The sequence below is a fragment of the Lentzea pudingi genome (assembly GCF_014646255.1).
In the GTDB taxonomy this organism is placed as follows: domain Bacteria; phylum Actinomycetota; class Actinomycetes; order Mycobacteriales; family Pseudonocardiaceae; genus Lentzea; species Lentzea pudingi.
The window spans coordinates 1-15,187 of the sequence record NZ_BMNC01000016.1; the positions used below are offsets into that span (position 1 = coordinate 1).

At 70.0% G+C, this 15,187-nt stretch carries 16 protein-coding genes; 7 read left to right on the plus strand and 9 right to left on the minus strand.

Translation table 11 applies throughout. From position 1 onward, the window contains the following. Positions 1 to 76: 76 nt before the first annotated feature. From IEY88_RS35700 to IEY88_RS35715, 4 genes are all read right to left on the minus strand, one after another. Positions 77 to 436: a nuclear transport factor 2 family protein gene (locus IEY88_RS35700; RefSeq protein ID WP_189159334.1), complete on the minus strand. Its 360-nt coding sequence runs from the start codon at positions 434 to 436 to the stop codon at positions 77 to 79. Beyond that, positions 433 to 891 (minus strand): cupin domain-containing protein, encoded by a 459-nt coding sequence (locus IEY88_RS35705; protein WP_189159335.1) that lies wholly within the window; start codon positions 889 to 891, stop codon positions 433 to 435. Before IEY88_RS35705 ends, IEY88_RS35700 begins: the two co-directional genes overlap by 4 nt. Next, complete coding sequence (locus IEY88_RS35710) at positions 851 to 2,356, minus strand: flavin-containing monooxygenase (protein ID WP_189159336.1); 1,506 nt, start codon at positions 2,354 to 2,356, stop codon at positions 851 to 853. The genes IEY88_RS35705 and IEY88_RS35710 overlap by 41 nt, the downstream gene beginning before the upstream one ends. A gap of 77 nt (positions 2,357 to 2,433) precedes the next feature. After that, complete coding sequence (locus IEY88_RS35715) at positions 2,434 to 3,216, minus strand: IclR family transcriptional regulator (RefSeq protein WP_189159337.1); 783 nt, start codon at positions 3,214 to 3,216, stop codon at positions 2,434 to 2,436. Between the two features lie 39 nt (positions 3,217 to 3,255). On the opposite strand from IEY88_RS35715, the gene IEY88_RS35720 reads away from it, so the two are divergent. From IEY88_RS35720 to IEY88_RS35735, 4 genes are read left to right on the plus strand one after another with little or no spacing between them, the layout of a single operon-like run. Then, entirely contained in the window at positions 3,256 to 4,023 is a 768-nt protein-coding gene (locus tag IEY88_RS35720) for an SDR family oxidoreductase (RefSeq protein ID WP_189159338.1), read from the plus strand. 38 nt (positions 4,024 to 4,061) lie between these two features. Beyond that, positions 4,062 to 4,577 carry a cupin domain-containing protein gene (locus IEY88_RS35725; RefSeq protein WP_229694072.1) on the plus strand — a complete coding sequence of 172 codons (516 nt, stop codon included), beginning with the start codon at positions 4,062 to 4,064 and terminating at the stop codon, positions 4,575 to 4,577. After that, positions 4,574 to 5,458 (plus strand): alpha/beta fold hydrolase, encoded by an 885-nt coding sequence (locus IEY88_RS35730; RefSeq protein ID WP_229694073.1) that lies wholly within the window; start codon positions 4,574 to 4,576, stop codon positions 5,456 to 5,458. Before IEY88_RS35725 ends, IEY88_RS35730 begins: the two co-directional genes overlap by 4 nt. Next, positions 5,458 to 6,387, plus strand: coding sequence for a DODA-type extradiol aromatic ring-opening family dioxygenase (locus tag IEY88_RS35735; RefSeq protein WP_189159340.1), 930 nt, complete (start codon positions 5,458 to 5,460; stop codon positions 6,385 to 6,387). Before IEY88_RS35730 ends, IEY88_RS35735 begins: the two co-directional genes overlap by 1 nt. Here IEY88_RS35735 and dmpG read toward each other — a convergent pair. Genes dmpG through IEY88_RS35750 form a run of 3 tightly spaced genes read right to left on the minus strand, consistent with a single transcriptional unit; the run spans position 6,371 to position 9,065 of the window. Beyond that, positions 6,371 to 7,375 (minus strand): 4-hydroxy-2-oxovalerate aldolase, encoded by a 1,005-nt coding sequence (dmpG, locus tag IEY88_RS35740; protein ID WP_189159341.1) that lies wholly within the window; start codon positions 7,373 to 7,375, stop codon positions 6,371 to 6,373. The two genes, IEY88_RS35735 and dmpG, sit on opposite strands and share 17 nt — an antisense overlap. Continuing rightward, entirely contained in the window at positions 7,372 to 8,289 is a 918-nt protein-coding gene (locus tag IEY88_RS35745; protein ID WP_189159342.1) for an acetaldehyde dehydrogenase (acetylating), read from the minus strand. Before IEY88_RS35745 ends, dmpG begins: the two co-directional genes overlap by 4 nt. Beyond that, positions 8,286 to 9,065: a 2-keto-4-pentenoate hydratase gene (locus tag IEY88_RS35750; RefSeq protein WP_189159343.1), complete on the minus strand. Its 780-nt coding sequence runs from the start codon at positions 9,063 to 9,065 to the stop codon at positions 8,286 to 8,288. The genes IEY88_RS35745 and IEY88_RS35750 overlap by 4 nt, the downstream gene beginning before the upstream one ends. An 80-nt stretch (positions 9,066 to 9,145) precedes the next feature. Here IEY88_RS35750 and IEY88_RS35755 point away from each other — a divergent pair, with 80 nt between their 5' ends. After that, the gene (locus IEY88_RS35755; RefSeq protein WP_189159344.1) at positions 9,146 to 9,910 is read left to right on the plus strand and encodes an IclR family transcriptional regulator; all 765 of its coding nucleotides are present in this window, start codon (positions 9,146 to 9,148) and stop codon (positions 9,908 to 9,910) included. A 95-nt stretch (positions 9,911 to 10,005) separates the two neighbouring features. Here IEY88_RS35755 and IEY88_RS35760 read toward each other — a convergent pair whose 3' ends face one another. Then, the gene (locus IEY88_RS35760) at positions 10,006 to 11,013 is read right to left on the minus strand and encodes a DUF2891 domain-containing protein (protein ID WP_189159345.1); all 1,008 of its coding nucleotides are present in this window, start codon (positions 11,011 to 11,013) and stop codon (positions 10,006 to 10,008) included. Between the two features lie 176 nt (positions 11,014 to 11,189). Between IEY88_RS35760 and IEY88_RS35765 the strand changes: the two genes are divergently transcribed. Then, positions 11,190 to 12,578: a class II 3-deoxy-7-phosphoheptulonate synthase gene (locus IEY88_RS35765; RefSeq protein ID WP_189159346.1), complete on the plus strand. Its 1,389-nt coding sequence runs from the start codon at positions 11,190 to 11,192 to the stop codon at positions 12,576 to 12,578. 74 nt (positions 12,579 to 12,652) lie between these two features. Here IEY88_RS35765 and pknB read toward each other — a convergent pair whose 3' ends face one another. Beyond that, the gene (pknB, locus tag IEY88_RS35770; RefSeq protein WP_189159347.1) at positions 12,653 to 14,713 is read right to left on the minus strand and encodes a Stk1 family PASTA domain-containing Ser/Thr kinase; all 2,061 of its coding nucleotides are present in this window, start codon (positions 14,711 to 14,713) and stop codon (positions 12,653 to 12,655) included. Between the two features lie 77 nt (positions 14,714 to 14,790). On the opposite strand from pknB, the gene IEY88_RS35775 reads away from it, so the two are divergent. Then, a complete protein-coding gene (locus IEY88_RS35775) occupies positions 14,791 to 15,156 on the plus strand; it encodes an Rv2175c family DNA-binding protein (RefSeq protein ID WP_268241280.1) in 366 nt (121 codons plus the stop codon). Positions 15,157 to 15,187: the final 31 nt, after the last annotated feature.

Sequence of the window (15,187 nt, forward strand, 5' to 3'; positions counted from 1 at the left end):
ACGAACCACTCCCGGACGATTGGAACTGGATTTCCAGTCCAACTTCCGGGAGGCAGTTCAGAACCGGGCCCCTTCGTCACGCCATCGCCGGCGATATGTCCATGTGCACGCGGTAGTCCACGATCTCCTCGCCGGACATCCAGATCACCGTCACGCAGGGCAACGCGAGCTGCTTCCCGTCCGGCGCCTCGGTCTCGATCGTGAACCGGCAGAACAACTGGTCCCCGACCTCCGCGACCTGGTCGACCACGTGCCGCACCCACGGCAACGCCCCCGCCGCACCGGCCGTAGCGGCGACCACGGCAGCACGACCGATCAACGGATCGTTGTTGCCGAAGACGTAAGTGGCGTCAGAAGCGAACCAGGCACCGAACGCCTCGGCATCACCGGAATCGACCGCGGCACACATCTGCCGCACCATGTCGGCGCGCGTCATGGCTTCTTCTGCAGCGAAAGGCCGTGCTCGACCATGATCTCCGCGACCAGCTTCATGTCACGCGGCCCCGGCGGCAGCTCGGACAACGCCTGGTAGTAGTTCTCCAGCCCCGGCGGCGACACGACCGCGACCACACGGGTCTCCTCGTCGAACGGGTTGTGGAACATGTGCGGCACCCCGCGCGGCATCAGCAGCGAGTCGCCCGGCCCCAGCACGTGCTCCTCGCCGTCCAGTTCGACGACGACCCGTCCCTGCACGCACGTGAACAGCTCGTCCTCGCGGGAGTGGACGTGCGTGGGCGGCCCGCCGAGGTTCGGTGGCACCACGTACTCGAACAACGAGTAGGCGCCCTTGGTGTCCGCGCCGGTCAGCCGCGTGTAGATGCCCAGGCCGATCGCGCCGACGTTCGTGCCCTCACCGCTGCGGTAGACGTGATGCTTCACGGGGGTTTCCATGGTCTCCAACCTCGATTCGACTGAGCCGTGCGAGCAGTGCGGGAGTGACCTTGCGGTACGCGGAGGGCGCGACCGGGTTGAGCCAGTGCGTGGCGCGGGTGAGCTTCCCGATCTGCAGCCCGAGGTCCGCCAGCACCTCGTCGGCGTTCTTCAGCGAGAACGGGATGATCTTCGTGCCGCGGCAGTGGTGCTTGTTCGTCGCGGCGTCCATGAACGCGAGCTGCGCGGTCACGTCCGCCTGACGTGCTCGAGCGTCCGGCAGCGAGAGCGCTCCCGCGAGGTCGGCCGCGATCCACAGCGCCGCCATCTCCGCGTTGAGCGGGCTGAAGAACGACGAGTTGTAGCCGTTGAAGTACAGGCCCGGCACGTCGATCGGCTGGATCTGCCGGTACAGCGCGAAGTTCCCGCGCTCGTCGAACAACCGCTCCTGCACGTCGGCCGGCAGGAACGGCACGCCCTGCGTGAACCCGGTGGCGCACACGACCAGGTCGGCGGGCAGCACCGTGCCGTCGGAGAGTTCGGCGCCACCGGCCTTGAGCCGCGCGATGGTCCTGTCGCGGTGCACGCGGATCTCGCCCGACTCGACGCCCTCGAAGAACCCTTCGGTGGCAAGGCCGATCGCGCCCTTGACGATGTCCTCCATCTGCCCGGACGGCACCAGGTCGTGGTTCGCGAGCCCGAACTGCTTGACCGACACCGAACCCAGCGAGTTGAGCATCGAGCGCCGCAGCCCGTTCGCCGGGCCGTGCAGGAACTTCTCGAACCCGCGCAGCGACCGGTAGCGGAACAAGGCCTCGCCCATGCGCGTCAGCAGCAGCATTTTGAAGTTCACGACGCCGGCGATCTTGCGCGGGACCTTCCACAGCAACTGGCGCGCGATGATGTCCGTGCTCGCCGCGACACCGCTGATCGGCACCGTCACGTCGCACGCCGACTTGCCGTACCCGACGACGAGCGCGTGCTTGCCCCGCGCCTCCTCGACGTCGAGGAACTCGGTGCCCGCGAGTACCCGTCCACCGGCGGCCTCGAACTCGTCACGTCCGGGGAAGTCCGGCACCAGCGGTTCGCAGAACACGCCGTTCGCCACGACCACGCGGTCGTAGCGGTACCTCGAACCCGTGTGCGTGGTCAGCTCCCACACGCCGTCCACGGGCACGACCGACGTCACCGTCGTCTCCAGCCGCAGGCACGCGTCGACACCGAAGTGCCACGTGTAGGCCTCCAGGTACGCCTGTACCTGCTCACCGGTCGGCCACTCCGGCAGGTCCTTGGGCATCGGAAAGTCCGAGAACGAGTACTGGGCCTTCGGGCTCTGCGTGGTGAGGCCGGGGTAACGCCTCGTGCGGCTCCACACGCCGCCGACGTCCGGTGTCCGGTCGAACACTTCGACCTCGTGCCCTGCCTGCAACAACACCTTCGCGGTGGTGAGGCCGGCGACTCCGGCGCCGATGATCGCGACACGCATCCTGGGCCTCCTCGGTGAGGATGTGACGGACCACACTGTGGAGCGCGCGCGAGTCCGCGACCAACCGGGAGTCCCGGCTAGTGGGACTCCCAGCGCCGCGTCGAGTAGGCGCGCGTCGCCGCCGCGGCCGCCATCCGCACGGCGGGCCCGATCCGGTCCGGGCGCACCGCCGCGCTCGGGCCGGTGACCGACAACGCCGCGGCAACCCCGCCACCGGCGCTGAAGATCGGCGCGGCGATGCAGCTGATGCCGACGATGCCCTCCTCGCGGTCGTAGGCCCAGCCCCGGTCGGGGATCGCGGCGAGCTCACGGCGCAACGCCGTCGGGCTCGTGATCGTGCGGGGAGTGCGGCGTTCCAGCCCGGCGGCGATCACCGCGTCCACAGTGGACGTCTCGGAGAACGCGAGCATGGCGCGGCCCAGACCCGAGCAGTGCGCCGGGATCACGCCGCCGACCTGGTCGAGCATCGGCATCGGCCGGTGCCCGGTGATCTTGTCGACGACCAGCACGCGGGTGCCGTCGAGCACACCGAGCTGCACCGTCACGCGGGCGGCGGCGTACAGGTCCTGCAGGAACGGCAGCACGGCCTCGCGCAGCTCGTGCCGCACCGGCACCAGGCCGGAGAGCTTGAACAGGCCGGTGCTGATCCGGTAGCGGTCACCCGGCTTGTCGAGCCAGCCGAGCTCGATCATGCGCGCCGCCGTGCGGTGCACCGTCGAGCGCGGGAGCCCGGACCTGCGCACCAGTTCGGCGAGGCCGAGCTCGCGGTGCGCGACGTCGAAGGCGTCCAGGATCGCCGCCGCGCGTTCGAGTGAACCGCTCGGCTCGCCTGACTGCGAGTCCCGGTCACTGGGACTCATCCTTGGTCGACCGTTCGCACACGGCGACTGTAGGAGCTCATGGACGCAAACACCACGCGGGTCGCGCTCGTCGGGGGCGGCGCCGGCGGAATCGGTGCGGCGACGGCCGCGGCGCTCGTCGAGAGCGGGCACCGCGTCGTGCTGGCCGGACGCACCGAGTCCACGTTGAAGGAGACCGGCGCGGCACTCGGCGCGGACCACGTGGTCTGCGACCTCGCCGATCCGGGCGAGGCCGCCGCGGTCGTGGACGAGGTCGTCGACCGCCACGGGGCGCTCGACGTGCTGGTCGTGAACGCGGGCGGGCCGTCACCGGGCGGGATCTTCGAGGTCGCGGACGCGCAGTGGCACCGCGACCTCGACCTGCTGCTGCTCGGCCCGCTGGCGCTGCTGCGGGAGGCGTTGCCACCGATGGCGGCCCGCGGCTTCGGGCGGGCCGTCGCGATCACGTCGACGGCGGTGCAGCAGCCGCAACCCGCCCTGGCGTCGTCGACGGTGCTGCGCGCCGCCGTGACGTCGGCGATGAAGCTCGCGTCACGGCAGTTCGCGGCGGACGGCGTCACGGTCAACTGCGTCGCTCCGGGCGCGACGCTGACCCCGCGCCGCATGGAGGTGTTGTGGCGCAGGGCGGAGGCGGCGGGCGTGGACTTCGACACCGCCGCCGCGCACGACCTCGCCGACATCCCGGCCCTGCGCGCGGCCGATCCGGGCGAGGTCGCCGCCGCTGTGGCGTTTCTGGCTTCACCGCAGGCTTCGTACGTCAACGGCACCGTGCTGACCGTCGACGGCGGCCGTACCGACACTGTGTGAAAGGGATCGCGTTGGCCACCTCAGGACCCGACTTCGCCATGACCGACTTCCTCGGGGCGCTCACGCACGCGGTGCGGCCGGACGGCGCGCGGCCGTTGGTCGTGCACGACGACGAGCTGGAGACGATCCCGCCGGGCGCCGTGCCGAACCCGACGACGCTGCGGATCGCGGGCACGCTGCCGACGTCGACGTTCGAACTGTTCCGGCAGGTGATCCCGCCGGGCGAGAGCTCCGACATGCAACGGCACTACCACGAGACCGTGCACTTCGTGATCTCCGGCGACGGGCACAGCGAGATCCAGCACGCCGAACCGGACTCGTTCGAGACGGTGTCGTGGACCTCCGGCTCGTTCGTCTACACACCGCCGTGGACGTGGCACCGCCACTACAACGACTCTTCCGAGCATCCGGTCGAGTTCCTCACGATCGAGAACTCCCGGTTGCTGGCCCTCTTCGGGCTCGCCCGCAGGCAGAGCGCCGGCCTCGCGACCTTCGCCGAGGCCCGCGCCCGTTTCGACACACCAGCACCCGACTCCTCCGGGGAGGAACAGTGATTCCCGAGCACGTCAGCATCTGGGGCGAACTGTCGCATGTGGACCACACCGTGCGGCACGTCGACGTCCCGGTGCGCGGTCACACCGTGCGGACCAGGGTCCTGCAGGCCGGTTCCGGGCCGGAACTCGTGCTGCTGCACGGCACCGGCGGCCACCTGGAGGCCTACGCGCGCGACATCGCGGGGCTGGCGGAGGACTTCCACGTCACCGCCTACGACATGATCGGTCACGGCTGGTCGGACCTGCCCGACCTGCCGTACACGATCGACGTGCTGTCCGAGCACCTCGTCGGGCTGCTGGACGCGTTGGGTGTTGACCGCGCGCACCTGTCCGGTGAGTCGCTGGGCGGCTGGGTCGTCGCCTGGGCCGCCGCGCACTTCCCTGAGCGCGTCGACCGGCTCGTGCTGAACACACCGGGCAACATCGCGAACAAGCCCGAGGTCATGCAACGCATGCGGGACAGCACGATGGCCGCCGTGCTCGACCCGAGCGAGGAGACCGTCCGGCGGCGAGTCGAGTTTCTGTTCCACCACAAGGAGATGGTCACCGACGAGCTGGTGAACCTGCGCCGTCAGGTGTACTCGCGGCCGGGGTTCGTGCAGGCGATCACCAACACGCTGGTGCTGCAGGACCCCGTGGTGCGCAAGGACTTCGCGTGGGACCCGGAGTGGGTGGGGAAGGTCGCGGCACCGACGTTGCTGCTGTGGACCAGCCACGACCCGACCGGCGGGCTGGACGAGGCCGACATGCTGCTCGGGTGGCTGCCGGACGCGCGGTTGCACGTCATCGACGACGCCGGGCACTGGCCGCAGTGGGAGAAGGTCTCCGAGTTCCTCGACACGCACCGCACCTGGCTGCTGCACGGAAAGGACCCGTCCTGATGGCGGAGATCATCGGCTTCGCGGGGATGTCGCACAGCCCGTTCGCCACGCTGCTGCCGCCGGACGGTGCCGGACCCGGCTCCGTGTTCCTGCGCGACGCGGACCGCGTGCGGCTGGCCGTGGAGAAGCTGGAACCCGACGCGATCGTCGTGATCGGGCCCGACCACTTCCACGCCAACTTCTACGACGTCATGCCGCCGTTCGTGCTCGGCGTCGAGGAAGCGGTGGGGTTCGGCGACTTCGGCAGCAGCTCGGGGCCGTTGCCGGTGCAGCGGACGCTGGCCTGGTCGGCGCACGGCGGCTTGGCCGAGGCCGGGTTCGACGTGTCGCTGTCGTACTCGCTAACTGTCGACCACGGGATCGTGCAGAGCTACGAGATGATCACCGGTGGCACGACGCTCCCGTTGGTGCCGCTGGTGGTCAACACGGCCGCGCCGCCGCTGCCGTCGCTGGACCGGTGCGTGCAACTGGGGCGTGCGCTGGGGGCCGCGCTGCGGTCGTCGGCGTTTCCCGGACGGGTGCTGGTGGTCGCTTCCGGCGGGCTGTCGCACTGGTTGCCGTCCAACGACCCGCGTGATCCGTCCGTGGTGGGGGAGCGCCGCGAGTCGTTGATCCGGGGCCGGGCCTATGCGAAGGAGTTCGCCGCCGCGCGGGAGCCTCGGGTGCGCGCGATGGGCGGTAACCCGGAAGCATGCGTGAACGCGTCGTGGGACGAGTGGTTCCTCGACCGGCTGTCGGCGGGGTCAGCCGGTGAGATCGCCTCCATCGGCCACGAGGCGCTGGAGGACCACGCCGGCAGCGGCGGGCACGAGATCCGCTGCTGGCTCATCGGACAGGTCGCCGTCGGCCTGCCGCTGGTGTGGACGAGTTACGAGCCCGTGCCCGAGTGGATCACGGGCATGGGCATCGGAACTACCTTTCCCGTGTGAGGTCCAGAGCGATGTCGGTCAGCATGTCCTCCTGACCACCGACCAGGCGCCGACGTCCCGCCTCCAGCAGGAGCGTGCGGACGTCGGCGCCAGTGCGTTGTGCCGCGGTCTCGGCGTGGCGCAGGAACGAGCCGTAGACCCCCGCGTAGCCCAGCGTCAGACTCTCGCGGTCGACCCGGACCGGACGGTCCATGAGCGGCCTGACCAGGTCGTCGGCCGCGTCCTGGAGCGCGAACAGGTCGGCGTTGTGCTGCCACCGCTGGAGGTTCGCGACGGCGACGAACGGTTCGATGGGGCAGTTGCCCGCTCCAGCGCCGAGTCCGGCCAGGGACGCGTCGACTCGGGTGGCGCCCTCCTCGACGGCGGTGATCGAGTTCGCCACGGCGAGCGAGAGGTTCTCGTGCGCGTGGATGCCGATCTCGGTGCTGTCGTCGAGGACGTCCTTGTACGCGCGAATGCGGTCGCGGACGTCGTGGGGGAGCAGTCGGCCGCCGGAATCCGTTACGTAGACGCAGTTCGCGCCGTAGGACTCCATCAGCTTCGCCTGCCGTGCGAGCTCCTGCGGTTCGGCGAGGTGGCTCATCATCAGGAACCCGGACACGTCCATGCCGAGCTCACGCGCGCCGGCGATGTGCTGGGCGGAGATGTCGGCCTCGGTGCAGTGCGTGGCGATGCGAACCGATTGCACGCCAAGGCCGTGGGCACGCTTGAGGTCGTGCAGCGTGCCGATGCCCGGCAGCAGCAACGTCGTGAGTTTGGCCCGTGTCAACGCTTCCGCGGCCGCCTCGATCCACTCCCAGTCGGTGTGGCTGCCGGGACCGTAGACGAGCGAGCCGCCGCTGAGGCCGTCGCCGTGCGAGACCTCGACGGCGTCGACTCCGGCCTGGTCCAGTGCCCTGGCGATCTCGGTGACCTTCTTGGGATCGATGCGGTGCCGCAGGGCGTGCATGCCGTCCCGGAGCGTCACGTCCTGGAGGTAGAGCTTCATGCGCGCACCACGGCCTTCGCCATCGTCTCGGCGACTCTGAGGGCCGCGCTGGTCATGATGTCCAGGTTGCCCGCGTAGGCAGGGAGGTAGTCGGCCGCGCCCTCGACTTCCAGCAGCACGGTGACCTGGTGCGTCACCGGCTCCTCGGTGAGCGTGTGCGGCTGCTCGACCGGGTCGATCTGCACGGGCTGCTTGAGGCGGTAGCCCGGGACGTAGGCCGCGACCTGGGTGATCATGTGCTCGACGGACTCGCGGATCCGGTGCCGCGTCCGGGAATCCGGCGCGTGGACGAGCGCGAACACGGTGTCCCGCATGGTGATCGGTGGATCGGCCGGGTTGAGCACGATGACGGCCTTGCCCCGTTTCGCGCCGCCCACGTCCGCGATGGCCTGCGCGGTCGTCTCGGTGAACTCGTCGATGTTCGCGCGGGTGCCGGGACCCGCGCTGCGCGACGAGATCGACGCGACGATCTCCGCGTACGGCACCGGGGTGATCGTGTTGATCGCGGCGACGATCGGGATCGTGGCCTGGCCGCCGCAGGTGACCATGTTGACGTTGGGCGCGTTCAGGTGCTCGTCGAGGTTGACCGTCGGCACCACCATCGGCCCGATCGCCGCCGGGGTGAGGTCGATGACCTTCTTGCCGTGCGCGGCCAGGATCTCGGCGTGCTTCGCGTGCGCACCCGCCGACGTGGCGTCGAAGACGATCTCGACGTCGTCGAACCCCGGCATGGCCACGAGACCGTCGATGCCGTCGGCCGTCGTCGGGACGCCGAGCTTCCTGGCTTTGGCGAGTCCGTCCGAATCGGGGTCGATGCCGGCCAGCGCCGCCACTTCGAGGGTGGTGGACCGCTTGAGCACCTTGATGACGAGGTCGGTGCCGATGTTGCCCGACCCGATGACCGCGACCTTCACGCCTCCTCCTTCCCGAACGTCGCCCGCACCGTGCCGAGCCCGGTGATGGTCGCCTCGACCTCGTCGCCCGCCTGGACGGGCACGACGGGGCCGAGCGACCCGCTGAGCACGACGTCACCGGCCCTGAGCGGGGCACCGAGCTCCGCGGCGGTCGTGGCGAGCCAGGCCAGCGCGGTCAGCGGATCACCCATGCAGTCCGCGCCGGTACCGGTCGAGCGCTCCACGCCGTTGACGCTGAGCACCATCGACACCTCCTTGGGCGCGACCTCGGCCAGCGTCCTCTCCTGGGCGCCGAGCACGTAGAGGCCGGCCGAGGCGTTGTCCGCGACGGTGTCGGCGAACGTGATGTCCCAGGCCTCGATCCGGCTGTCCACGACCTCCAGCGACGCCTGGACGTACCCGACGGCCTCCGCGACCTTCTCCTCGTTGAACGGGCCGTCCGCGAGATCCGCCTTCAGCACGAACGCCACCTCGGCCTCGACCCGCGGCTGCAACAGCCGGTGCGACGGCAGCACGTCGCCGTCCTTGAACGCCATGTCGTCCAGCAGCACCCCGAAGTCCGGCTGGTCCACACCGAGTTGCCGGCGCACCGCGGGCGAGGTGAGACCGATCTTGCGCCCCACGGGTTCGGCGCCGTCCGCGACGCGTGCGGCGATGTTGTGCTGCTGGACCGCGTAGGCCTCGGCCTCGCCGATGATGTCCCGCACGGGCGCGCACGTGACCTTGTCGCGCGCCGCTTTCGCGAGGCGCTCCGCTGCAGTTCGGACTTCGCTCATGCCGCACATCGTCGCGGTGTTCTTCGTGCTCGTGGGACTCAGGAGTTCCGCTGACCGGAACTCGGTGGCACGATCGAGTGATGAGCGAGGTACCGAACACCCTGCTGGGCAAGGTGATGTCGGTGCTGAACGCCTTCGGAGCCGACGACGACGAACTCGGCTTCGCTGAACTGGGCAGGCGTACCGGCCTCCCGAAGGCGACCCTGCACCGCCTCCTGGGCGACCTGACCGACGTCCGCCTGCTCGACCGCGGCACGAGCGGCTACCGCCTGGGCGGCCACCTGTTCCAGCTGGGCATCCGCGCGTCGGTCGAACGCCGCCTGGTCGAGGTGTCCACGCCGTACCTGGAAGACCTCTACGAACGCACCCACGAAACCGTCCACCTCGGACTCCTGGAAGGCCACGAGGTCGTCTACGCCGCCAAGATCGGCGGCCACCGGCAGGCGTCGTCACCGTCACGGCTCGGCGGACGCATGCCGCTGCACGCGACCGCGATCGGCAAGGCCCTGCTCGCCCATGCCCAGCCGGCGTTGCGCACGGAGGTCCTGTCCGCTCCCTTGGCCCGCCGGACGCCGCGCACGGTCGTCACGCCCGGCATGCTCCGCCGGCAGCTGGCCACGATCCGGCAGACGGGGGTGGCCTACGAGTTCGAGGAGTCCCGGGTCGGCCTGGCCTGCGTGGCGGCGCCGGTGCTCGGCCACGACGGGGCGGTGGTGGCCGCGGTCAGCGTCGCCGGCCCGGCGATCCGGTTCGATCCCCGTGCGCACGCCGCCTCGGTGCACGCGGCGGCGACGGGCATCGCCCTGACCCTGATCCGGCGCGCGACGCTGTCGTCCGGCAACTGATATCCAATATATCGGCGCCCGTTTTGTCCGACCTTATGCAAAAGACGTTTGCGGACGACCGCAAACGTCTTTTGCAATGGGCGGGTAAGAGCAGGTCAGAAGGCTTTGACGTCGAGGTAAGCGCCGAACGTCCCGAGCCAGTGGTCGGCCATGTAGCCGTGCCCGCCGAACACGTAGCTCCACCCGGCCTCGCGGTGCGCGGCCGAGGCCGCAGAGGCCAGCGACACGTACCGGTGCCCGTCCGGCAGCGCCTCCGCGATCGCCTCCCAGTTCCAGGCGCGCGACAACGCGAGTCCGGCCAAGTGGGAGCCGTAGGGGTCGCTGGGGTCGTCGACCGGGAACGGCTCGCGCAGCACGCGCCACCGCTCCGACTCGAGCTCCGGCAGGTAGGCGTCCAACCAGTCCGCGAACTCCGCGGCGGGAAGGGCGCGGCGCATCAGGTCGGCGGTCGTCAGCGCGGGGGACAGGAAGTCGGCGGCGTCCGGCTCGAAGCCGCCGTACGCGACCTCGTCCCGGTGCCACCGCAGTGCGGCCTCGGCGCACGCGGAGACCAGTTCGGAGTCACCGTTCGCCTTGGCTGCGTCGCACACGAGGCCGGTCGCGAACGCGGTGTTGCTGTGCGTGCCGGTGCGGATCGGCAGGCGCGCCACCGAGATCCACTCCAGCCAGCGGTCGCGCAGCACGTCCGCGATCGGCGTCACCGACCACGGCAGGCCCGAGGAGCGCAGTTCGGCGTCGAGCAGCAGCAGCCACGCCCAGCCGTACGGGCGCTCCCAGTGCCGTCCGGACGGCGAGGCGAAGAACGCGGCCTCGGTGGCGCAGTTGTCGGGGGTGATCAGCTTGTCGAGGGCGTTGCGAGCCGTGTCCGCTCCCGCGAGAGAGGGACGCAGCCGCAGGAGGCGCACGGCGAGCCACGTCTGGTGCACGCACGAGTGCCAGTCGAACGACCCGGCGAACACCGGATGCAGCACCCGCTGCGGCACGAGCCGGTCGTCGCCGTCGATGACGTGCGTCCAATGGACCGGGTGGTCGCGCTGGATGTTGTCGACCGCGATGCCCAGCAACCGGGTCGCGGTGCTGTCATCCAATCGGGTGGCGTTCATGGCCCACATCATGCAATGCGGCACAGCGACACGGCAGAGGCCGGTAGTTGACGAGTAACAGACTTCACCCTGCCGGAGGTAACAGCGGCTACGCCGGATGACGCCCAGGCCGGCGGCCGGGGAGCGCTGACGGGCCCGGCCCGGTCTCTCAGTGTGGGACAACTAGGATGAGCAGCGTGAACTGGACCGTGGACGTGCCCATCGACACGCTTCCCGAGCTTCCGCCGCTGCCTCCCGAGATGCGCAAGCGCCTGGACGACGCCCTGTCGCGCCCGGCAGCCCAGCAGCCCGAATGGCCCGACGCCGAACAGGTGCGTCGCGTGCGGACCGTGCTCGAGAGCGTGCCGCCGATCACCGTGCCCGCCGAGATCGACCGGCTGCACACCCAACTGGCGCAGGTCGCGAACGGTGAGGCGTTTCTCCTGCAGGGCGGTGACTGCGCGGAGACGTTCGCTGACAACACCGAGCCGCACATCCGCGCGAACATCCGGACCCTGCTGCAGATGGCCGTGGTGCTGACCTACGGCGCGAGTCTCCCGGTGGTGAAGGTCGGCCGCATCGCCGGCCAGTACGCCAAGCCTCGTTCGTCGGGCATCGACGCCCTCGGCCTGCCGTCCTACCGCGGCGACATCATCAACTCCCTGGTCGCGACGCCCGAAGCCCGCGTCGCCGACCCCGGCCGCATGATCCGCGCCTACGCGAACGCCGGCGCGGCCATGAACCTGCTCCGGGCGCTCACCGGCGCGGGTCTCGCCGACCTGCACCGCGTGCACGACTGGAACCGCGACTTCGTGCGCACCTCGCCCGCGGGCGAGCGCTACGAGGCCCTGGCAGGCGAGATCGACCGCGGCCTCAAGTTCATGTCGGCGTGCGGCGTGAACGACCAGTCGCTGCACGGCACCGAGATCTTCGCCTCGCACGAGGCGCTGCTCCTCGACTACGAGCGCGCGCTGCTCCGCCTCGACACGACGGGCGACGAGCCCAAGCTCTACGACCTGTCGTCGCACTTCGTGTGGATCGGTGAGCGCACCCGTCAGCTCGACGGCGCGCACATCGCGTTCGCCGAGATGCTCGCGAACCCGATCGGCCTCAAGATCGGCCCGACGACGTCGCCCGAGATGGCCGTCGAGTACGTCGAGCGCCTCGACCCGCACAACAAGCCGGGCCGCCTGACGCTCATCTCGCGGATGGGCAACCAGAAGGTGCGCGACGTGCTGCCCGCCATCATCGAGAAGGTCGAGGCCAGCGGCCACAAGGTCATCTGGCAGTGCGACCCGATGCACGGCAACACGCACGAGTCGTCGACCGGCTACAAGACCCGGCACTTCGACCGCATCGTCGACGAGGTCCAGGGCTTCTTCGAGGTGCACCGCCGCCTCGGCACGCATCCCGGCGGCATCCACATCGAGCTCACGGGCGAGGACGTCACCGAGTGCCTCGGCGGCGCCCAGGAGATCTCCGACCAGGACCTCGCCGGCCGCTACGAGACGGCGTGCGACCCGCGCCTGAACACGCAGCAGTCGCTCGAGCTCGCGTTCCTCGTCGCCGAGATGCTGCGGTCCTGACGGGTTTCCTGAAGACGAGCTGAAGAACGAAGGGGCCCCGCGTCGAGAACGCGGGGCCCTTCGCTTTGCCCTGGTCAGAGGCCGACGATCGTGATCTCGGTGCCTCGCTGCACCCGCGTCCGCGGCGGGATCGACTGGTTCACGACGGTCGCGTTGTTGCTCTTGTTGAACTCGACCTTCACCTTCAGACCGGCCCGTTCGAGCTCCTCCTTGGCCTCCCGCACCTTCTGCCGGGTGACGTCGGGGACCTCGACCTCGCGGTTGTTGTTCTCGTAGAACAACGTGACGCGCTTGTTCTGCGTCGGGTCCAGCACCGTGCCCGCCGGCGGGTCCGTCCGGACCACGCGCGACCCGTTGTTCTCCGGGCCGTCGTCACCGCTCGCGTCGACCGCCTCCAGACCGGCGCGCTGCAGTTCCGCGAACGCCTCGTCCTTCGTCTTGCCCGTCACGTTCGGCACGGGCAGGCGCGGCGGCGGTCCCTTGCTCAGGATGAGCGTCACCGGGGCGTCGAGCGCGAGCGCCGTGCCAGGGCGTGGATCGAGACCCACGACCTTGCCGATCGGCACCGTGTCGTGGAACGCGTCCTTGGTGGGGTCCTTGACCGTCTTGAGGCCCGCGGTCTGGATCTCCTTGGTCGCGGCGTCCACCTCCGCACCCGCGGTGATGAACGGCACGACCGGCCTGCCGCGCGACACGACGAGCTTGACCTGCTCGTTCTTGCGCAGCTCCGCGCCGGGACCGGGGTCGGAGCTGATGACGGTGCCGTTGGGCACGTCGTTGGACGGCACCTTCTCGACCAGGCCCGTCAGGTCGGCCTTCGAGAGCAGCACCTGCGCGTTCTGCTCGGACTGACCGGCCACCGACGGCATCTCCGTGTAGCGGTTCGCGCCGACGTACCAGGTGAACAGGCCGATGGCGACCACCACGACGGCGGCGACGGATCCCCAGATCGTGTAGAGCTTCTTGCGCCGCTTGCGTTCTTCCTCGAGCTTCTCGGCCTGCGTCTTCCGCTTCTGCGCGGGACGGCGGCGCGGCGGCTCGGGCCGCTGCATCGTCCGCGTCGCCGAGGCTCCGGCGGGGAAGCCGGGAGGGGGCGTCGGCGGCCCCGTGTGGACCGTCGTCATCGCCGCGGAGTTCAACCCCGGGTTCAGCCCGGGGTTCAGCGGCGGCTTCGGCACCACCGGCCTGGTCGCCTCGGCCACCGAGGGAGGAGTGGCGCCGACGGCGACGGGAACCGGCCGCATGACGACCGTCCTGTCGTTCTCCGGCAGCGAACCGGGCACGGGCACCGGCTGCGGCGTGAGGCCCAGATCCGTGCCCACGCGCTCCAGTTCGGCCAGGAACGCGTCGGCGTTCGCGGGCCGCAGCGACGGGTCGCGCCGCGTCGCCTTGCGCACCAGCGTGTCGAGCGCCAGCGGGATCTCCGGAACCGACGGGACGTCCGAGTTCACGTGCTGGTAGGCCACGGAGATGGCCGTCTCGCCGCGGTAGGGCGCCTGACCCGCCAGCATCTCGTAGAGCACGATCCCGGCCGAGTAGACGTCACTGCGCGCGTCCGCGGCGCCCGTTTCCACCTGTTCGGGTGACAGATAGGCGACGGTGCCCAGGATCTCGCTGTCGCTCGTGACGCCGTTCTCGCCGATCGCGCGGGCCAGCCCGAAGTCCGCCACCTTGACCTGGCCACCGGGCCCGATCAGCACGTTCTCCGGTTTGACGTCCCGGTGCACGAGCCCGGCGCGGTGTGCCGCGCCCAACGCCGACAGGACCGGCCCGAGGATGCTCAACGCGACGGCGGGAGCGAGCTTGCCGCGCTGGTTGAGCAGGTCACGGAGGTTGCCGCCGTCGATCAGCTCCATCACCAGATACACCTGGTCACCGTCGACGCCCTGGTCGTGCACGGACACCACGGCCGGGTGGTGCAACTGGGCCGCCGCCCGCGCCTCGCGCTCGAAGCGCAGCACGAACGAGGGGTCCGCCGTCAGATGCGGATCCATCACCTTGATGGCGACATCGCGATCGAGGCGAGTGTCACGACCTCGATAGACGGTGGACATGCCACCGCGCGCGAGCACGGAGTCCACCCGGTAGCGCTGCTCCAGCAGTCCACCCATCACGTTCGAAACCGACCTCTCCACAGTGCGAGATGGTAAAGCTCAGGATGACCCGGTTGGCGGAAGGGCGTTCCCAGTTCGGTTATGGCATTGTGACCCCCGTGAGTGCGATTCCTGCCGCTGCGGATGTATTGGCTGCCGACCTGGAGGTTCTTCCCCTCCCCGAGGTTGCCGACCGAATGGGGCTTCCGGTCACCCGGGTCCACCAACTGCTGCGCGACGGGCAACTGCTCGCCGAGCGGCGCGCCGGCGTCCTCGTCATCCCGGCGGCGTTCCTCGCTGCCGGGGCAGTGGTGAAGGGTCTGCCCGGCACCATCACGGTGCTGCGCGACCAGAACTTCTCCACGGACGAGATCCTGCGCTGGCTCTTCACGGAGGACGAAAGCCTCCCTGGCACTCCGATCGAAGCATTGCGCGGAGACCGTGGGCGCGAGGTAAAGCGCCGCGCGCAGTCCATGGGCTTCTAGACCACCGATCACGGCGGTTCCAGACGTCTCC